Genomic DNA, 18559 nt, shown 5'->3' with positions numbered 1-18559 from the left:
CGGGGTGGTTTGATCGCTTACTTCTCCAAACTGTTAAGACTTTACAGAAGCAATCTTGTCAGAGTCCCAGTTGAAGATTTCATAACAGAGATATTTGCAGGAGTGCTGAGTTCAGATCAAGAACTTCTGGATGACTACATCAATAATTTTTTAGCTATCGATGGCAAGAGATTCACAGCTAAGACTCAGGTTAGTTATCCAAAGCATAATTCAATTATTGATATGGTATTTGAAAATGAGGATACAATTATCTTCATCGAAAATAAGGTTGGTTCCACAGAAGGCACTGGTCAGCTCGAAAAATACAGCCTAATTTTGGGGACACTAACCAAGCACTCCTATCTCGTTTATTGTACTAAGTATGTAGAAAAGAAGAATAAAGAGATATACGAAAAAAACTCTGGGGGTCTATTCATCCAATGCAGATGGGCGGAAATCCATGACTACCTTGCCAACAACACTGAGAGTCAAATATCCGATTTATTTATAAACTTCATGGAGCAAGAGAAGTTGAGCAACATAGATGACTTTGATATACAAGATATCCTTTCTATGCAAAACATTTATGGGACTATCCAGAAGATGGAAGAGTGTCTACAGCTTGTTTCACCTAAGTTGAGTGAAACATTCGGCGCGCCCTATACAAGAGACTTTGCATCATTAAAGCAGATTCAAAGGCATAGCAGGTATGCTATTTGGAAAGAAAAAATCTTAACAGGAAAAGGCTATTCAGAAATATTAATTTCATTTGAACTGAAAGAAGACTTACACCCTTCAATTGTTGTCGGCATTTGGTGTAACAAAGAAAACAAGCAACACCTTGAACTTCCAACTGCGCACAATGCGCATTGTTCTGATGCCTTGATAAAAGAATATGATTCAGGCACGAGTATTTGGTACGAGACTAACCTGCTAGCTTTTTTGGAAAGTAGTAGTCAGTTCACTGACATCAAAAAATGGATTGAAGATCATATTACAAAGTTTCATAAACTAAAAGAAATCACTCAAGTCAATGGATTGCTCGATTGGAGGTAATGATGAGAGATAAGCTCTATTGATAGAGTTTCGGTAGATCATCAAGAAAACAACTTCAACCCCACTATCCCCATGACAATCATCGCAATACAAATAATCCGCGAAAATTTGCCCGGCTCATACAAAAATGCGATGCAATAAATCGCGTAAATCAATGCGCGTTATGACTAACGATCACATCACCACCCCAATCTGCCAAGGGCAAAACTCATGATCCCCAAGCCCTAATATTTCACTTTTACTAGGCTTGCCAGATGCTGTTTCCAGAATCATATTCACAATCTCATCGGCTTTGTCCGCAATCGCTACGTCATGGCTAATCACATCGCCACAATTGATGTCCATGTCATCCGGCATCGCCTGAAATAATGTGTCGTTAGTCGCTAGCTTTAGGGTTGGTGCGGGTTTTGATCCAAAGGCTGAGCCGCGTCCGGTGGTGAACATTACGATCTGTGCACCACTGGCAATTTGCCCTGTCACCGATACTGGATCGTAGCCTGGTGAGTCCATAAACACAAAGCCTTTGCTCGTGACTCGCTCGGCGTAAGCAACCACATCCATTAGAGGGGTAGAGCCTGCTTTAGCGGCGGCACCCAGTGATTTTTCAAGAATAGTGGTCAGTCCACCGGCTTTATTGCCGGGTGATGGGTTGTTGTCCATGGAGGCGTTATTGATGGATGTGTAGTGTTCCCACCAGCTGATTTTGTCTAATAACTTTTGTGCGACTTCATCACTCACAGCCCGTTGTAATAACAGTTGTTCCGCGCCGTAAATCTCGGGTGTTTCTGACAGAATAACCGTGCCGCCCAAGCCAACGATTTGGTTTGCAGTAGCGCCCAATGAAGGATTTGCTGAGATGCCTGAAAAGCCATCGGAGCCACCGCACTGCAAGGCGACTGTTAGAGCTGAAGCAGGACAAGGTTGGCGCTTTGCCTTATTCACTTGTGGCAGTAGCTCGTGGACTTGTTGAACGATATTATCGACTGTTGCACTTGTGCCGCCACTTGCCTGAATCGTCAGACCATGAAAGCGCTCGGAACCGTCGCTTCCGTCACTCCCGAACATCTCCCGCATCCTGTCGATTTGCATGGTTTCGCAGCCAAGACCGACAAACATTGCCGCGCCCACGTTGGGGTGAGTGGCATATCCCCAGAGTACCCGTTGCAGGTTATCCCAGCCTGGGCCGTTGTCAGGCATGCCACAACCCGTGCCGTGAGAGAATGCAGCGATACCGTCGATATTGGGGTAATCATCAAGCACACCACTACGCATCAGTGTGTCAGCTGCTCGTTGTATCACAGTGGCTGAGCAATTTACGGTGGCACATAGGGCGATCATATTGCGTGTACCGACTCGACCATCGGGGCGCTGATAACCCATGAAAGTGCGATCTTCCAGTTTAGGTATAGTGGCTCGTGCATGCTCTAAATCAGCACCAACCTTGTAGTCACGCTCGTGAGCACCGAACTCACAATTGTGTGAGTGAACGTGAGTACCTGCTGGAATATCCTGAGTGGCATAGCCAATGATTTGACCAAACTTACGGATGGCATCACCCGTTTTCATATCGGTACGTGAGACTTTATGGCCTGCCGGAACAATGTTGGCCAGCGGTGTACCAAGCGCTAAAGGATCGGTTCCACCGAGTGCCATTTCGGTAAGAATGGCAACATTGTCCGCTGGGTTTAGAAGGAGTGATTTAGCCATCGTTCTAGTCTCGTTTGAAATGTCGTTATTAAAGTTTGCTTATGACTTATCGCTGCTGTGAACATATTCCCACACTTTGGAAATAACCACCGAGCCCTCAGCTTGCTGTATTGGATATTCACCGGCGGGTGATTCCATAGCTGATTCCTGTTGGAAGAGGGGAGTCTAGACAATACCTTAGGTGTGATTAGTGGACAAGGTGGGAAGCGGTGTGCCACGTGTTTTACTCACTCCAATAGATGGCACGCTCCTGTTACTGGCAAAAAGGCGGTTTACTTGGACTATAGTTATGACAATTGGAGACAGACTATAAAAGTGCCTTTTTAGGAGACAGACTATGCAAAATTCTACACAGCAAAGCCATGAAGTTGACTACGAAATCTTCGGTGATGATATGCAGATCGTCGAAGTCGAGCTAGACCCTGCCGAAACGGTAATCGCCGAAGCAGGGGCGATGAATTACATGGAAGATGGCATTCAATTTGAAACCAAAATGGGGGATGGTTCAAAGCCCAGCGGCGGCATGATGGATACCCTGTTTAATGTTGGCAAACGTGTGCTTACCGGAGAGTCGATTTTTATGACTCACTTCACCAATGAAGGGGTAGGTAAAAAGCGGGTCGCATTTGCTGCGCCTTATCCGGGAAAGATAATTCCTATTGATATGAAAGCATTAGGCGGCGAATTGATCTGCCAAAAAGATGCCTTCTTATGTGCCGCATTTGGAACGTCACTGGATATCGCATTCCAGAAGAAGTTGGGTACTGGCTTTTTTGGTGGCGAAGGATTTATTTTGCAACGGTTACGAGGGGATGGTAAAGCGTTTGTGCATATCGGTGGCACCGTTATCAAACGTGAACTCAAAGCCGGTGAAGTGTTGAGGGTTGATACGGGTTGTCTCGCTGCTTTCACCAGCGGAGTAGATTATGACATCGAGCGTGCGGGTAATTTGAAATCGATGGTGTTTGGTGGTGAAGGGTTGTTTTTAGCGACTTTGCGTGGCCCCGGTATTGTTTATTTACAGAGTTTACCGTTCTCGCGCTTGGCTAATCGCGTCATTCAGGCAAGTGGTTTCACGGGTGGAAGCAAAGGGGAAGGTTCAGTGATCGGTGGATTAGGTGATTTGTTTGGTGATCGTTGAATCACCTGAATATCGATAGAGTCCTTGAGTGTCGATTGAGTGCATGACTCAAGGCACCAGAACTTCAGTTTTCCAGTTTCCATCGATGAGCCTGTGAACGGTTCTATCGGGTAAACGGTCTACTTCTGATCCGATCCAAATCTCATAAAAGTTTGGGCTAAACTCCAGTGCAATCAGTGATTCTGGTATTGCATCTAAGTTAGCCGTTTCCGCCAGCGTAGAAATCTCGGACAACAATTGCGCTCTATTTTCGAGTATTGAGCTTTGCTCTCGAACTTCAGCTTGGTAGATATCCGCCAGACGGCTATGTGTGTTTTTCTTTTTCCAGCCCTCACGTAAAGAGTCCGGTCTACTACTGACAACAGAGCCTCTAATCCTGAACTGGACCATACGCACTGGCCAAAACCCTGACAGCTCCCATTTGTGGTTGCTCTTTAATTCATGCATTTTTGGGCTGTCGCTATTCACCCCAACCACGATTTGTGAGTCTTTCACTGATCTAACGGTTAGTGTTCTTGAGTGTGGTTTACCAGCTGCATCTACGGTCGTGAATGTGATGAAGTTGGCGCAAGGGTCGCCGAGATTAACCGCCTCAGCGTGTAGTGATTTAAACAGCTCATTTCCGTTTAGCATATGGCCTCTTAATAATTATTTAGTGCTCAGCTTTCCGCATAAACTTCAGCAGATGTTAGGGTAGCTTGATGAAACTCAATACTCATGAAAACTATCCGTAACATGAATTTCATCGGGATCATCAGGAGTTCGCGCATTATTCGTTGATGCGCTAATGAGGTGACCTCCATGCTCTCGTAAAATAGGAATGATTGTTGACTCGAAGGCTCTCAATCCTTCTAGTCCATTTTCTGACGCATAGAGTAGGGCGATGATTTGGATCATATTGTTTCCTGTTGGATTTGTAATAGTTTGGAGCATTCGTTACTATGATTGCTCACCTCAAAGACAGGGAGTTATTCATGATTGTTCTATTCGCTCATCGGGCAGCTCTAGCTTAACATTTCAAATCCTCTCTGGCCTCCCGCTAGATTGTGCAAAAAGATCTGCCTGACCTATTCCGTGTTGGTTCACTAACTGACGCACCGGTTATTTATGCTTATGGATCTTTACAATGACAAACAAAATCCCTTCAACTTACACTCAATCTGAACTAGGATTTTCCTCTTATTTTCTGTCACAGCTCAGTCTTGATGAGCTTGAAAATCTCAGCCCCATGAGGGTAATCGAAGTACACCGCAATAAACTAAATGCTTTGGGCGAAGCTGGCTTTGCTGAACTCAGCCTGGATCCATCCACATCATCCGGTGACTTTGCCGTTGGCGATTGGGTGTTGACTGATGAAACTCACCGAGTGAAGCGCCTGCTCACACCAAAAAGCTCAATGACTCGCCGGGCTGCAGGCACCAACTCTGCTATCCAATTCATCGCCAATAACGTGGACACACTGTTCATCGTCACATCGTGCAATGCAGACTTTAATGAAGCGCGTTTGGAGCGTTATCTGGCGTTATCAAAAGAGGCGGGAGTCGATGCAGTTATCTTGCTCACTAAGGCAGACTTGTCTGATCAGGTCGAAGAATTGCAGCGTAGGGCCGAGGCCTTAATGCATAACTTGATTGTAGTGCCATTAAACGCCACCGATGAAGATGTCAGCGATAAGCTAGCGCCGTGGTGTGGCTCCGGTCAAACGATTGCTTTGGTTGGCTCATCGGGCGTGGGTAAGACTACCTTGATGAATAGCTTGACCGGCGAATCATCCGCCACACAAGGCATTCGTGAGGATGATGCCAAAGGCAGGCACACAACAACCTATCGTTCGATGCGTCCCATCAGTGGTGGTGGCTGGGTGATTGATACTCCCGGAATGCGGGCATTGAGACTGCATGATAATGCAGATGGAATTACTGCGGTATTTGACGAAATTATTCAAGTAGCTAGTCAGTGCCGATACGCGGACTGTCAGCATGAGAATGAACCGGGTTGTGCTGTGCAGCACGCTATCGCCAATGGTGAATTAGATGCTGAGAGACTGAAACGCTGGCGTAAATTGCAGCGGGAGGATCTGCACAATTCTGAGTCGGTTGCAGAGTCCCGCAAGCGTGAGAAGCAGTTCAGTAAAACCGTTAACAATGTCGTAAGAGGCAAGCAGTCGCGTAAGGGACATTAAGTTTTTAATGCCACTTGGCGCTGCGCTATTTTTCAGGGGTATATTCGTGGATCACAGGCTAACTAGCCTTGTGACTCCACGTATCCCTTCAGGCCTTTGAGAGAATCAGGGATACTTTTATTAATTCCTTTTCCTATCAGCCGGCCAAAGACTGGCGCAAGTAAGCCTGTGAATACCACTTGATTGACAACATCAGTTCCCTCACCAGTCTCATTCAGTTCATGAATAAATAGCATCTTGCACAGCGGCAAATTACACTCCACGGTGAAGGATTTATCTGGAGTTACCTCGGTGAGTGTAATTTTAGAAACGGGTGCGCCTTTTGGTTTGACCTTTCCCTCTGAGCCAACGGCGAACTCACCATCCAAAGCGGCAGCCTCCGTCTCAGGATCCCAGATTGGCCAGTCAGAAACATTTTGGTAAACCGTATATATCGCGGCGGGATTGCTGTTAATGGAAATTGATTGTTCAAATTTCATAGTGCACCTCGTAAGTCGGTATTTGTAGGGTTTGACGTCGTGATTTATGCGACGCTATCCCTGTTAACTTAGCACACTCGCAATTGTACCTGTCGCGCCTTGCTCAACCAACAACAAATAAGCAGCAGTAACCGGCTCTCTAAACTCAGCCTTTGCCGACAATTCAGGATCAAACACTTCACTCATCGCCAGTAACGCATCAACCTTGTCAGTTGGTGTATCAGCAGAGTCAGACGCTGCCCGTAATTTATCAGCTAATGGGTCTCTAACATCAATGGCTTCATTTTTCTCATCGACGCCACTTACATAACGCATCCAGCCAGCTACCACCAGTGCCAGCCCCGTAATCTCGCGACCCGCAGCTAAGTTGTCATTGACGGTACCCAAGATTCGTTGAGGTAGTTTTTGTGAGCCGTCCATAGCGATTTGCCAAGTCCGGTGACGAATCGACGGATTCTGATAGCGCTCCTTTAAAGCTGCACAGTAAGCAACTAAGTCCTCACCCTCCGGTTGTGGAACGGTAGGCACGATTTCTTTCAGCCACAAGTGGTCGATTAGCTGCTCAAAAACAGGGTTGGCAACGGTTTCAGAGATGGTTTCGTGACCGGCTAAATAGCCAAGGTAGGCCAGTGATGAATGCGTGCCGTTGAGGCAGCGTAATTTCATGGTTTCAAAGGACGCGACATCCCGCACGAACTGGGCACCGGCAAGGTTCCAGTCAGGCCGTTCACCATTCAGAAAATCATCTTCTATGACCCATTGGCGAAAGGGTTCATGCATGACGCAGCCATTGTCCAGATAGCCTGTTGCCTCAGATACGGAGGCGACATCTGCGTCTGTCGTGGCAGTAGCCTTTTTCGGTAATGGTCAGACTCACAATGTGCGTGGCTTGGTTCGCCATAGCGGCTAACACCTTCTCGGGATCTTCTGGTGCGACCAGAATATCCTCAATAGAATCAATCACCTGATATTGCGCACCGTCTGAGGTTAAGGTGACTGAGGTATAAGCATAGTCCTGAGGTTCGAGCTTATCCCGAATGTCAGGATTACGCAGACTAACACCACGAATTCCCCAATGATGATCCATGGTGTCGGCTACGTCTGCGGTATAAACCGCATTAAACGCGCGAAAGAAAGCACCGGGGCCGATATGAACGATGCCGGTTCCTGTGCGATGGTCAGTGCTTTTTTTCAAAAGTGGGTAGTTAGACAATCTGGTACTCCATAAGTACTTAGGTGAGAGAGGCGTGATTAAAGTTTGTATGCTTGTTTGGCGAGGCGGTATGTCAGGTCATAAGCGATCGTGTGTGCATCGTTTAAGCCGAGGCGACCGGTTGCAACCAAATTGGCTAAATACGCACAGTCGGATCGTCTGGCGACATCGTGCCGTGCCGGAATAGAGCAGAAGGCGCGGGTGTCGTCATTAAATCCCACCGTATTGTAAAAGCCGCAGGTCTCAGTCGTTGCTTCGCGGAATCGTTTCATGCCTTCATTACTATCATGGAACCACGTTTGCTAATCATTCATAGCTTAAAACAACAAGGGGTTTGATAAATGAAGCACGAAGCATTAGCTAAACAGGCGGTGGCATTGGTTAAGCCGTCTATTGATGTATTGTTCGAACAAACGAACCGAAAAGAGCTACACATCGTCATTGTAGACCCTCGTCTCAAGCCATGGGAATGCGAGTTTGAGGATGCCATTTTGTATCAGGAGTCTATTTGTACTTCGGGCCACTGGGAGCATCCGTTTGATGACTTTGCGAGAAATAAGGCGGAACAGGCTTGGCGCGATGCGCAGGCAAACATAGTGGTGCAGACACGTCATCCGTCATCACTGCGCGAAGGGGATTTACCATTCTATGGCTCCTTCGTATACGGTAATATTGTGGTCGCCTGCAGCGGTGTTGAGCAGTGGTTTGACATGCTGATTAGCGGTTGGATAGCGTTGGCAATCGAGCAGCTAATGATTCATGAGCGCCAGACCGGCTAGCTCATTGATGAGTTTATCGCTAGTATGCTTGTGCTAATCGTATTGCGCTTCAGTCAGGATGGTGGCCTGAGGGGCTAATATTGAGTGACATGTTTCAATGGAGAGGGAATTAAATTTGAAAGGTGTTGGGAATCTGCCATCTAACGTAACTGGGTAATGAAATGGACTTAGACTTTCAAATTAGTAAACGTGAAAAACTTTCCGATCAGCTTTACGGTCAATTGTTAGAAAAAATTGTTTCCGGTGAGCTGAAAGAGGGTTACAAATTACCTTCGGAAAATGAAATTTCACGTGCGTTTAATGTATCACGTCCTGTTATTCGGGAGGCTTTATTGCGCTTGCAAGCCGATGGGTTGGTTTACTCCCGTCAGGGTGCAGGCTCGTTTGTCAAAGCGCGTCCACCGGAAAGTCTGATTAAGTTTACATCCCCCTCTGATATTTCAGGTCTGTTGCGTTGTTTTGAGGCGCGATTACCACTTGAAGGTGCCGCGGCGGCACTGGCAGCACAGCGAGCGACGGAAGAAGAAGTCGAGACGATTCGAAAAACCTTGGTTGCTATGGAAGAGGCGATGGAGAAAGGGGAAATTGCTGATAAAGCAGACTTCGACTTTCATATGGCAATTGCTAATGCTACGGGTAATGAATTTTATGTGTCGATTTTGGGCACACTTCACACGGCGATGCGTTCCGGCATGCGGGTTGCGCTGAATATCACTAAAGCTGGCTCGAAGCAGCGCATGAGAAAAGTGCAGGAAGAGCATCGCACAATTTACGATGCCATTTCACTGGGTGATGTCACGGCAGCCGACTTGGCGATGCGCTATCATATTCAGAGTGCCCGTACTCGTTTGATGAATCATCAGCGAGATATTTAAGTCTGACCCAGTATGTTTTTCCCTGGTGTTCCCGAAGCATTATGAATTCTTTGGCTTTTTTCCATACATACAGATTTTTGCGCGTGTTAAGGGGACGCTTGGTATGATGTTGGAAAAAATTTAGAAGAGTTTCTGATATGTCCACTATCTTAATTTCTGGTACCAACCGCGGCCTCGGTCTTGAGCTTACTCGTCAGTATGCTAATGATGGCTGGCGTGTCTATGCTTGCTGTCGAGAGCCAGCCAAAGCGCCGGAGTTAACGTCTATTGCAGCAGCTTCTGGTGGCTTAGTGACGGTTCACGCATTAGATACCAGCAACGCGGAACAACGGCAGGCTTTGGCGGCTGAAAACAATAGCGAATATGAGCAGTAAAATGGGTAGCATGCAGGACAATGGTTCTGGTGGAAGCTACATCTACCGCTCCAGTAAAGCGGCTCTGAATGCGGTGAGTGTCAGCGCTGCAAAAAATCTGGCAGAGCGAGGCATGAAAGTAGCCATATTACACCCCGGTTGGGTGCGGACAGATATGGGTGGGCCAAATGGTGACTTATCCGTACAAGAGTCTGCTAATGCCTTGCGCAACAATATCGCGTCAATGACTGATGAGGATAGTGGAAGGTTTACGGATATTGATGGGACTACCATTCCCTGGTAGCCCCGACGTATCGGATATTATTGGTCGGTGCGAATATCCTTTAGCAGTCGTTTGAATTCCGCGTTCGAGTTTAATAAGTCACTACCCGTTTTAATCAATAAATCCACTTGTTCATTGCTCAGGTTAAAGCTGGTTGGGATCTCATTTAGCTTATTTCTCGTGTCTGCGTTTTTAACATCTTTAAAGTTAAGTCGAATAAAATAAGGCTTAACTTTTTGTTGCGGTGTAGAGAGTTGTTTTGCCCAGCTCGCCATGCTCTTTTTCATCGCGTCAATGGTCGCAACATTGTAACGCTGAAGTTGCACGTCACTCATGGCGTTGGCTGCATCGATGAGGGTTGGATGACGGCGCGTTTGGTCCATGCGGTTTTGTGGCGTAGTGGATGCATCGACCGAAATAATTACAAAATGCTTAACGGGTTTAAGCTTCAGTGTCTCCGCCATATTTTTGGCTCCACCACCTAATTCCAGTACATCATAAATGGCGCGTAGACCTAAGTTATCAGTGATGCCACCGTCTACGAAATGTGCATATTTGCGACCCTTTTTATCGCTGTAACTGTCGAGGCCGCTAATGGTTAGACGCAATTGAGACTGGTCTTGTGAGCGCGTGATGGCGTCTTTTAACCAAGGTGGTAACTCTGCATCACAGTTGCCATGGTTCTGAATGACCACAGGATCAAACACCACAGGAACAGCTGAAGATGCTGCCACCGCGCGTGCCACCGGAAAGCTGCGAAGGTCTGAGCAAAGCAGATCAAAATATTCTTGTACAAAAGAGAAGCGCACGCCACGGCTTAAGTCGGACGCGTTGATCATAATGAGTGGTGCGTCCGGGCGTAACATGTCGGCAAAGGTTGCGCCCTTGAAGACTTGTTGTTGGTAAAGGTCAATGGCTAACTCGGTATGGCCGCGCTTATCCAGCCAGTTGCGTGGATTGAGCAGTGTTTTCTTTAAACCACCCTGGATATTGCGACGTAAAAAAGCGGACTCAAAATTGTCAAAGGTACGATCCCCATGTAATCCGTAGTAAGCAGCGGTGAAGCTCCCGCCGGATACTGAGCTGATATTGGCGACCTCATCCAACAAGCGGATCGACCTGTTGCCTGATGTGATGGGGGTATCTCTGAGTGCTTTTAATACGCCGTAAGACAACGCTGCAGCGCGCGTGCCACCGCCGGAGAACGCTAACATGATTGAGGTATCTGTCTCGCGACCTTTAAAGAACTTAGTGATTGAGTAACCATCAGCGGCAGCCGTCTTGTCTATCGCACGATTCTCAATCACACCAAAGGTTGTGCAGCCGGTGAGGAGTATGGTTAATGCGCCTACAAGAAAATAATGCATGGTGTGATCCTAATTCAGTGGTCGTCATTCGTTACTGTGTTTATAGAACAAATCGAGTTTAATTACTGAGCTTTCTGATTGCAATACCTCGCGATTAAATCTAGATTGTAACTATCAGGTAAAACTAAGGTTGATAAGTTGACGCTTACGTAAACGTAATATAATCTTAGTTGATTATCCCATCGTACCGCCAGAGGAGGATTGCATCATGAGCAAACCAGATACGAAACAGAGCCTTAGCAACACGCAAAGCAGTCGCAAAATTCGCTTTGTTACTGCGGCCAGTTTATTTGATGGCCATGATGCCGCGATCAATATTATGCGACGTATCCTGCAATCCAGCGGTGCAGAAGTGATTCATCTCGGTCATAACCGATCAGTTGCGGAAATTGTGGATGCTGCCATTCAGGAAGATGCGCACGCCATTGCGATTAGCTCTTATCAGGGCGGACACGTCGAATACCTGAAATACATGGTGGATATGCTCAAGGAAAAGGGTGGCGAGCATATCCGTATTTTCGGTGGCGGTGGCGGTGTGATTATTCCGGCGGAGATTGAGGAGTTGCACGAGTATGGTGTGACTAAGTTGTACTCACCGGAAGACGGTCAAAAAATGGGTCTGCAAGGCATGATTCAGGACATGATCGATAAGAGTGATTTTGATCCTGGTGAATACGCACCTGACAGTATTGATCCTCTATTAGCGGGTGACTTACGGGCTTTGTCTCGCATTATCACTGCAATGGAAAATGACACCATTAGTGATGATTTAAGACAACAGATTGCGGATGCCAGTGCTGATCAGATACATGCAGTACCTGTGCTGGGAATCACCGGAACAGGTGGCTCGGGTAAGTCTTCCCTGACCGATGAGCTGATTCGTCGTTTCCGTCTGGGGCAACAAGATCAGTTAAAAATAGCCATTATTGCAGTCGATCCGACCCGTCGTAAAACCGGTGGCGCATTGCTGGGTGATCGTATTCGTATGAATGCCAATCAGCATGAAAATATCTATATGCGTTCCATTGCGACGCGTGAGTCTGTCGGTGAAATTCCGGAAGTGATTGGTGAAGTCGTCAACACCTGTAAGCTGTGCGGCTTTGATTTCATTATTGTTGAAACACCGGGAATCGGGCAGGGGGATGCGGCAATTGTGCCGCTGGTAGATACCTCTTTGTATGTCATGACGCCTGAGTTTGGTGCACAAAGTCAGCTTGAGAAAATCGATATGCTGGACTTCGCGGATGCGGTTGCGATTAACAAGTTTGACCGTAAAGGTGCGGAAGATGCATATCGCGATGTCTGCAAACAAATGCAGCGTAACCGTGAGGCCTTCATGGAAGCGCCGGAAGCGATGCCGGTATTTGGAACCATTGCCGCGCGTTTTAATGATGATGGTGTAACGGCGTTGTACAAGGAGTTATTGGCTCAGCTGGCCGATAAGGGAATGGAAGTTCAGGAAGACGCATTGCCTGCGTCGGCTATTCGCAAATCTACCGGTAATTCCGTGATTATTCCTGCGGATCGTGCGCGTTATTTGGCAGAAATTGCAGAGACTGTGCGTGGGTATAAGCAAGAGGTTGCTAAGCAGGCGACGATTGCACGGGAGCGTCAACAACTCAGTGCCAGTAAGCAAATGCTGGCGGATGCGGGTGATGAAATTAGCAATCTGGATAGCCTGATTGAAGCGCGTCATGATGCCTTAAATCTGGAGTCTAAGAAGTTGCTGGATAGCTGGCCAGCCATTCGTGAAAGCTACAGTGGTGACGAATACGTGGTGAAAATCCGCGATAAAGAAATACGTACCGCTCTGACGTATAAAACCATGTCTGGCAATACCGTACCGAAGGTTTCATTGCCAAAATACGAAGATCACGGTGAGTTGCTGAAATGGCTGATGTTGGAGAGTTTACCCGGCACTTTTCCTTACACAGCCGGCGTGTTTCCGTTTAAGCGCGAGGGTGAAGATCCAACCCGAATGTTTGCAGGGGAAGGAGATTCTTTCCGCACCAATCGCCGCTTCAAGAAATTATCCGAGCATTCCGCAGCGAAGCGTCTTTCTACCGCGTTTGACTCCGTAACGCTGTATGGTCGTGACCCTGCGGTTCGCCCGGATATTTATGGAAAAGTTGGTAATTCCGGTGTGTCGGTGGCGACGCTGGATGATATGAAAGTGCTGTATGACGGCTTCGATTTATGTGATCCGACGACTTCGGTGTCCATGACCATTAATGGCCCTGCACCGATGATTCTTGCGATGTTTTTAAACACAGCGATTGACCAACAGGTTGATAAATTCAAAGCAGAAAATGGCCGTAATCCTCATGATGAGGAGTATGCGGAGATTCGTGCTTATGCACTGAAAAATGTGCGTGGAACGGTGCAGGCAGATATTCTCAAAGAAGATCAGGGGCAGAATACCTGTATCTTCTCAACCGAATTTGCGCTGAAGATGATGGGTGATATCCAGCAGTATTTTGTGGATCAAGAAGTGCGGAATTTCTACTCGGTGTCGATTTCTGGTTACCATATCGCAGAGGCGGGCGCGAACCCGATTTCACAATTGGCCTTTACCTTGTCCAATGGTTTCACCTATGTGGAGACCTATCTGGCAAGGGGCATGAATATTGATGATTTCGCACCGAACTTATCCTTCTTCTTCAGTAACGGTATGGACCCTGAATATTCGGTGATGGGTCGGGTGGCGCGGCGCATTTGGGCGGTTGCCATGCGCGAAAAATATGGTGCGAACTCACGCAGTCAAAAGTTGAAATATCATATTCAAACATCGGGCCGTTCATTACACGCGCAGGAGATGGATTTCAATGATATCCGTACTACCTTGCAGGCGCTGATTGCGATTTATGATAACTGTAACAGTCTGCACACCAATGCCTTTGATGAGGCGATTACGACGCCGACGGAAAACTCAGTACGTCGTGCCTTGGCCATCCAATTGATCATCAATAATGAGTGGGGCTTAACCAAAAATGAGAACCCGCTGCAGGGTGCGTTCATTATTGAAGAGCTGACGGAGTTGGTGGAAGAGGCAGTGCTGTTTGAGTTTGAGCGTATCTCTGAGCGCGGTGGCGTGTTGGGTGCGATGGAAACCGGTTATCAGCGCGGCAAGATTCAGGACGAGTCGATGTACTACGAGCACAAAAAGCATGATGGTAGTTTGCCGATTATTGGGGTGAATACTTTCCTTAATCCGAATGGGCCTGAGACTTTTGATATTGAGTTGGCGCGTTCGACGGATGAGGAAAAGCAAAGCCAGATTCATCGTTTGAAGGAATTCCAGAGTGAGCATCAAGGGGATGCTGATGCGGCATTGGAGCGAGTGCGTAATGCGGCGATCAATAATGAGAATATTTTTGAGGAGTTGGTCGAGGCGGTGCGTCATTGCTCGCTTGGGCAGATTTCGGATGAGTTGTTTAATGTTGGTGGGCAGTATCGTCGCAACATGTAGTTTGGTTTGGCACCGCAGCTTGAGTTCATGTTCATTATTTCTGCTTGTATTCATGTGGTGTGTTTGAGGCTGAGTGAATACAGAAATTCGTTGATTAAGGTTTATAGGTTTAGGCAAGTATGGAAATTAAAACAGTCGGCGTGATCGGCGCTGGGACAATGGGTAATGGCATCGCTCAGGTGTTTGCAGCGTCTGGTTTTCAGGTGGTGATGCAGGATATCGCGGATGAGTCGTTGCAGCGTGGTGTGGCGACGATTTCAGGTAGTCTTGATCGTTTGCTGAAGAAAGAAAAAATCACGGATGCGGATAAGCAATCGACGCTGGGTAATATCACGACAACGACTGATTTAACCGCGTTGGCGGATGTTGATTTGGTGGTTGAGGCAGCTAGTGAGAACCTTGATATTAAAGCGAAGATTTTTCAGCAGTTGGATCAGGTGTGTCAGCCGGAGACGATTCTGGCATCGAATACATCATCGATTTCAATGACGCGGATTGCACGAGAGACTCAGCGTCCGGATAAGGTGATTGGTATGCACTTTATGAATCCGGTGCCTCTAATGAAGTTGGTGGAGGTGATTCGTGCTTTGCAAACCAGTGATGAGGTGTGCGAGACGATTCATGAGTTATCGAAGCAAATTGGCAAGGTGCCGGTTGAGGTTAACGATAGTCCCGGATTTGTTTCGAACCGCATTTTGATGCCGATGATCAATGAGGCGATTTTCACTTTATATGAAGGTGTGGCGACGGCGGAAGCGATTGATGAGATCATGAAGTTGGGAATGGCGCATCCAATGGGGCCGCTTACGCTGGCGGATTTGATTGGTTTGGACACCTGTTTGTCGATTATGGAAGTGCTGCATGATGGCATGGGGGATAGCAAATATCGTCCTTGTCCGTTATTACGCAAGATGGTGGATGCGGGGTATTTAGGGCGTAAAACGGGTCGTGGTTTCTATGACTATAGCGCTTAGTCTCGTTATCATTCGGATGCGTTGAGCAATGATTCGAACCTTGCTCTATTGATCAAGAGGGCAGGGATTTTGGTTATATACCACTGGATTAAGAAGGACTCATTATGAGCTTTGAGAATATATTATTAGAAGTTGTGGAGCAGGGTGTTTACCTGCTGACAGTGAATCGCCCGAAGAGTTATAACGCCTTAAACGCGGCTACTTTGGAGGATATTCACAGTGCTTCTCAGGTGGTAGCCGCAGATCCTGAAGCACGTGCGGTTATTCTGACCGGTGCGGGTGATAAGGCATTTGTCGCTGGTGCTGATATCAAAGAAATGCAGAATTTCAAAGGCATCGAAGCGCAGCGTTTCAGTGAAAAAGGCATGCGCGCGTTTCGTGCTCTGGAGTTGCTGGATGTGCCAGTGATTGCTGCGGTGAATGGTTTTTGCTTAGGTGGCGGTTGTGAATTAGCCATGAGTTGCGATTGGATCATTGCCTCTGAAAATGCTTTATTTGGTCAACCGGAAGTGAATCTTGGTGTCACGCCGGGTTTTGGTGGATCACAGCGTTTAACGCGACTAATTGGTCGCGCCAGAGCGATGGAGTTGTTGGTGACGGGTAATAATATTAAGGCTGAACAGGCGGAGCGCTGGGGGTTGGCGAATCATGTTTATTCTGCAGAAACGCTGATGGATGAAGCATTAAAACTGGCTACAACTATTGCTGCTAAGGGCCCGCAGGCTGTTCGAATGACTAAACAGTTGGTTCAGCGTGGTCAGGATATGGAGCTGGATGTGGCCTGTGTTATGGAAAGTCAGGCGTTTGGATTGGCGTTTTCAACGGATGATCAGAGTGAAGGCATGGGGGCGTTTGTTGAGAAGCGGACGGCGGAGTTTTCTGGAAAGTAGCGGTGTAAGTATTCGGTTGAACTCCTGTCGCCGAATACTTGCGCTCAAGCTGAATTTTCTGTCAGCTTGACTGACTGACTGACTGACTGACTGACTGACTGATCTGGATCACTGCTGGCGGCGCTCCAGACCATGGAATAATAAAGTCTGACTTTGAAATTGTCTGGTCTAAAGTTCGACTTTAGCGCCGTTCGGCAAGCCTTTTACTTTTTTACCCAGCTCACCAGATGTGCGAATAATCTCCTCAATCGGTGCAATTTTCATATTGTCGGCCGTGTAGTCGCCGTCCAAAATGCCGGAAACGATCAGGCTATATTTGTGTCCTTCGTCAGGCTCACCCAACGCGGCTTTGGCTTCAGCAACGATCGGGTCCATAAACCAGTCATTCACAAACTCCTGGTTGGTAATAAGTGTGTTGTAAGCTTCAATGGAATCAGCGACAACCTCGCAATACACATCCTCGGGGCACAAGCGCCAAAATTTATCGTTCTTATCTTTAAGGATGAGGTTGGCGAAATCGTTTTCGGTGACGATCTCGACTGGGATGATGCCTGTCCAGCCCCATGAGTTTTTTACTGTCTGAAGAATGTCCATTGTGTTTCCTTAGCTAGTTGCAAAGCTGCTAGTGCTGAATTTTATGCGGATTATATGCTTAGTTAGTACATGTCTTGACTACTGTCTTCAGGTTTTTACTTTCAGGTAGTTTTGGTTGGACAGGTCTGGGTGACCTATGTTGGTAGCTTTGTATGAATATGAATCCAATATTCATTGATGTAGATTAGTTGAAAAGTACTCTATGCAAAAAAATAATCGAGTGTGTTTGAAGAAGAACGAAGCCCTATGTTAATTTCATAATATACCGTCCGTCGAGTGTAATATAAAAACTAGATGAGCGTGTGTGACTATGAGTTGGGGACACTGGTTCAAGAAGCAAATAATAACAATATATAAAACTCTGATGGCTTTCCGTACACACAAACCTTTCATTAATTTGATATCCAAAGTGGTTTTACTATTCACTTTGTTAGGCAGTGTTGTGCTCGCAAAATATTCGCCAATTGAGGAGCTTAGAGAGGATGGGTTTTATGGAAGAATTCATGCTTGGGGTGGTATATCTCGTAAGTTTCATAAGACTGAGGTTAAAGTTCCTGCCAATGCTCCTGTTATAATTTCTGACTATCTTAGTACTGTAGGGTCAAATGGCTTAGGACGAGGTGGAAAGCATCGCGGTATAGATATCTTTGAAGAAATAGGTAGCCCTATTATTGCAGCAGCAGATGGCAGGGTTATTCGTGCAAAGGTAGATAAGTGCTGGGGGCCTACGATGCTTATTAGGCATGGAAGAGATAAAAATGGTCGTCGCTTGTATGCTTTATACGGGCATATGAAAAATTTTGCTGTCAAAGTAGGGGATAAAGTTAAGCGTGGCCAAAAAATTGCTGAGATGGGCAATGATATTTACACATCCTGTGGAGCTGGTTTTCATCACTTGCATTTTCAGCTGTCTTATAATCCACGAAAAGTACCAATTCTTGGCTGGGGGTGGGCAAATTTTGTTATGGATGGCTTTAATTCACCCAATCCCCATGATTATTGGGAGGACGGTAAAGGGAGAATTACTTGCTTTGAGGAGGGTAAAAAATACTCTGCTTCTGGCTTAACTTACCCGGTTCCATGTAAAAATAAACCCCATAAGAAAGAAAATAACGAAGCAATGATTGCGGAAAAAGCACCTGATGATGACGTTATGCTTACTTTAGAGGAGGTTTATAGTTCACTACTGATGGAAGAAGCAGCCGAAGCTCAAGCAGC

Annotated in this window: 18 protein-coding genes and 1 pseudogene; 11 read left to right on the top strand and 8 right to left on the bottom strand. The window is 46.7% G+C overall.

What is annotated here, in order from left to right:
* Positions 1-1035: PD-(D/E)XK nuclease family protein (locus tag DKW60_RS23025; RefSeq protein WP_146203563.1), on the top strand; the 1035-nt coding region annotated here is incomplete at its 5' end.
* A gap of 174 nt (positions 1036-1209) precedes the next feature.
* Here DKW60_RS23025 and DKW60_RS23020 read toward each other — a convergent pair.
* A complete protein-coding gene (locus tag DKW60_RS23020) occupies positions 1210-2742 on the bottom strand; it encodes a UxaA family hydrolase (protein ID WP_109839990.1) in 1533 nt (510 codons plus the stop codon).
* A 337-nt stretch (positions 2743-3079) separates the two neighbouring features.
* Here DKW60_RS23020 and DKW60_RS23015 point away from each other — a divergent pair, with 337 nt between their 5' ends.
* The gene (locus tag DKW60_RS23015) at positions 3080-3883 is read left to right on the top strand and encodes a TIGR00266 family protein (RefSeq protein WP_109839989.1); all 804 of its coding nucleotides are present in this window, start codon (positions 3080-3082) and stop codon (positions 3881-3883) included.
* A 48-nt stretch (positions 3884-3931) separates the two neighbouring features.
* On the opposite strand, the gene DKW60_RS23010 is transcribed toward DKW60_RS23015, so the two are convergent.
* The gene (locus tag DKW60_RS23010; protein WP_109839988.1) at positions 3932-4516 is read right to left on the bottom strand and encodes a pyridoxamine 5'-phosphate oxidase family protein; all 585 of its coding nucleotides are present in this window, start codon (positions 4514-4516) and stop codon (positions 3932-3934) included.
* A gap of 493 nt (positions 4517-5009) precedes the next feature.
* On the opposite strand from DKW60_RS23010, the gene rsgA reads away from it, so the two are divergent.
* Entirely contained in the window at positions 5010-6065 is a 1056-nt protein-coding gene (gene rsgA, locus DKW60_RS23000) for a ribosome small subunit-dependent GTPase A (protein ID WP_109839986.1), read from the top strand.
* Between the two features lie 62 nt (positions 6066-6127).
* Here the strand turns inward: rsgA and DKW60_RS22995 are convergent, their stop codons facing one another.
* The 4 genes and pseudogenes from DKW60_RS22995 to DKW60_RS22985 form a co-directional block, all read right to left on the bottom strand.
* Positions 6128-6544, bottom strand: a complete 417-nt coding sequence (locus DKW60_RS22995; protein WP_109839985.1) for an SRPBCC family protein — start codon at positions 6542-6544, stop codon at positions 6128-6130.
* A 63-nt stretch (positions 6545-6607) separates the two neighbouring features.
* The gene (locus tag DKW60_RS22990) at positions 6608-7324 is read right to left on the bottom strand and encodes a mannitol dehydrogenase family protein (RefSeq protein ID WP_425451374.1); all 717 of its coding nucleotides are present in this window, start codon (positions 7322-7324) and stop codon (positions 6608-6610) included.
* Positions 7325-7355: 31 nt separating this feature from the next.
* Complete coding sequence (locus DKW60_RS24185; RefSeq protein WP_219988898.1) at positions 7356-7757, bottom strand: mannitol dehydrogenase Rossmann domain-containing protein; 402 nt, start codon at positions 7755-7757, stop codon at positions 7356-7358.
* Positions 7758-7795: 38 nt separating this feature from the next.
* Positions 7796-8041: pseudogene (locus tag DKW60_RS22985) on the bottom strand (glucuronate isomerase); the annotation flags it as partial.
* A gap of 57 nt (positions 8042-8098) precedes the next feature.
* Between DKW60_RS22985 and DKW60_RS22980 the strand changes: the two are divergent.
* The 4 genes from DKW60_RS22980 to DKW60_RS24425 all read left to right on the top strand — a co-directional run bounded on the left by DKW60_RS22980 (position 8099) and on the right by DKW60_RS24425 (position 10068).
* Positions 8099-8536 (top strand): hypothetical protein, encoded by a 438-nt coding sequence (locus DKW60_RS22980; protein ID WP_109839984.1) that lies wholly within the window; start codon positions 8099-8101, stop codon positions 8534-8536.
* A gap of 161 nt (positions 8537-8697) precedes the next feature.
* On the top strand, positions 8698-9411 hold the full coding sequence (locus tag DKW60_RS22975) for a FadR/GntR family transcriptional regulator (protein ID WP_109839983.1): 714 nt from the start codon (positions 8698-8700) through the stop codon (positions 9409-9411).
* A 137-nt stretch (positions 9412-9548) separates the two neighbouring features.
* On the top strand, positions 9549-9785 hold the full coding sequence (locus tag DKW60_RS24430) for an SDR family NAD(P)-dependent oxidoreductase (protein ID WP_245929772.1): 237 nt from the start codon (positions 9549-9551) through the stop codon (positions 9783-9785).
* The gene (locus DKW60_RS24425; protein ID WP_245929771.1) at positions 9775-10068 is read left to right on the top strand and encodes an SDR family NAD(P)-dependent oxidoreductase; all 294 of its coding nucleotides are present in this window, start codon (positions 9775-9777) and stop codon (positions 10066-10068) included. Before DKW60_RS24430 ends, DKW60_RS24425 begins: the two co-directional genes overlap by 11 nt.
* A gap of 17 nt (positions 10069-10085) precedes the next feature.
* Here the strand turns inward: DKW60_RS24425 and DKW60_RS22965 are convergent, their stop codons facing one another.
* The gene (locus DKW60_RS22965) at positions 10086-11414 is read right to left on the bottom strand and encodes a patatin-like phospholipase family protein (protein WP_109839982.1); all 1329 of its coding nucleotides are present in this window, start codon (positions 11412-11414) and stop codon (positions 10086-10088) included.
* Positions 11415-11622: 208 nt separating this feature from the next.
* Between DKW60_RS22965 and icmF the strand changes: the two genes are divergently transcribed.
* From icmF to DKW60_RS22950, 3 genes are all read left to right on the top strand, one after another.
* Entirely contained in the window at positions 11623-14883 is a 3261-nt protein-coding gene (icmF, locus tag DKW60_RS22960; RefSeq protein WP_109839981.1) for a fused isobutyryl-CoA mutase/GTPase IcmF, read from the top strand.
* Between the two features lie 119 nt (positions 14884-15002).
* Positions 15003-15857, top strand: coding sequence for a 3-hydroxybutyryl-CoA dehydrogenase (locus DKW60_RS22955; RefSeq protein WP_109839980.1), 855 nt, complete (start codon positions 15003-15005; stop codon positions 15855-15857).
* A 104-nt stretch (positions 15858-15961) separates the two neighbouring features.
* Entirely contained in the window at positions 15962-16747 is a 786-nt protein-coding gene (locus DKW60_RS22950) for an enoyl-CoA hydratase-related protein (protein WP_109839979.1), read from the top strand.
* A 168-nt stretch (positions 16748-16915) separates the two neighbouring features.
* Here the strand turns inward: DKW60_RS22950 and DKW60_RS22945 are convergent, their stop codons facing one another.
* Positions 16916-17341, bottom strand: coding sequence for a T6SS immunity protein Tdi1 domain-containing protein (locus DKW60_RS22945; RefSeq protein WP_109839978.1), 426 nt, complete (start codon positions 17339-17341; stop codon positions 16916-16918).
* A 310-nt stretch (positions 17342-17651) separates the two neighbouring features.
* On the opposite strand from DKW60_RS22945, the gene DKW60_RS22940 reads away from it, so the two are divergent.
* Positions 17652-18559, top strand: a 908-nt coding sequence (locus tag DKW60_RS22940) for a M23 family metallopeptidase (RefSeq protein ID WP_146203564.1), incomplete at its 3' end; no start/stop codon positions are given.

The sequence above is a fragment of the Leucothrix pacifica genome (genome assembly GCF_003172875.1).
Lineage (GTDB): Bacteria > Pseudomonadota > Gammaproteobacteria > Thiotrichales > Thiotrichaceae > Leucothrix > Leucothrix pacifica.
Note: the sequence above shows the minus strand (reverse complement) of the source record. Positions and strands in the feature narration are given on the sequence as shown.

What these genes read in the sequence shown, in the direction of transcription:
- DKW60_RS22950 (WP_109839979.1), top strand. Translation starts at nt 15,962, where the DNA reads ATGAGCTTTGAGAATATATTATTAGAAGTTGTGGAGCAGGGTGTTTAC.
- DKW60_RS22980 (WP_109839984.1), top strand. Translation starts at nt 8,099, where the DNA reads ATGAAGCACGAAGCATTAGCTAAACAGGCGGTGGCATTGGTTAAGCCG.
- icmF (WP_109839981.1), top strand. Translation starts at nt 11,623, where the DNA reads ATGAGCAAACCAGATACGAAACAGAGCCTTAGCAACACGCAAAGCAGT.
- DKW60_RS22995 (WP_109839985.1), bottom strand. Translation starts at nt 6,544, where the DNA reads ATGAAATTTGAACAATCAATTTCCATTAACAGCAATCCCGCCGCGATA.
- DKW60_RS22955 (WP_109839980.1), top strand. Translation starts at nt 15,003, where the DNA reads ATGGAAATTAAAACAGTCGGCGTGATCGGCGCTGGGACAATGGGTAAT.
- DKW60_RS22975 (WP_109839983.1), top strand. Translation starts at nt 8,698, where the DNA reads ATGGACTTAGACTTTCAAATTAGTAAACGTGAAAAACTTTCCGATCAG.
- DKW60_RS24425 (WP_245929771.1), top strand. Translation starts at nt 9,775, where the DNA reads ATGAGCAGTAAAATGGGTAGCATGCAGGACAATGGTTCTGGTGGAAGC.
- DKW60_RS23020 (WP_109839990.1), bottom strand. Translation starts at nt 2,742, where the DNA reads ATGGCTAAATCACTCCTTCTAAACCCAGCGGACAATGTTGCCATTCTT.
- DKW60_RS23010 (WP_109839988.1), bottom strand. Translation starts at nt 4,516, where the DNA reads ATGCTAAACGGAAATGAGCTGTTTAAATCACTACACGCTGAGGCGGTT.
- DKW60_RS22990 (WP_425451374.1), bottom strand. Translation starts at nt 7,324, where the DNA reads ATGCATGAACCCTTTCGCCAATGGGTCATAGAAGATGATTTTCTGAAT.
- DKW60_RS23015 (WP_109839989.1), top strand. Translation starts at nt 3,080, where the DNA reads ATGCAAAATTCTACACAGCAAAGCCATGAAGTTGACTACGAAATCTTC.
- rsgA (WP_109839986.1), top strand. Translation starts at nt 5,010, where the DNA reads ATGACAAACAAAATCCCTTCAACTTACACTCAATCTGAACTAGGATTT.
- DKW60_RS22965 (WP_109839982.1), bottom strand. Translation starts at nt 11,414, where the DNA reads ATGCATTATTTTCTTGTAGGCGCATTAACCATACTCCTCACCGGCTGC.
- DKW60_RS22945 (WP_109839978.1), bottom strand. Translation starts at nt 17,341, where the DNA reads ATGGACATTCTTCAGACAGTAAAAAACTCATGGGGCTGGACAGGCATC.
- DKW60_RS24430 (WP_245929772.1), top strand. Translation starts at nt 9,549, where the DNA reads ATGTCCACTATCTTAATTTCTGGTACCAACCGCGGCCTCGGTCTTGAG.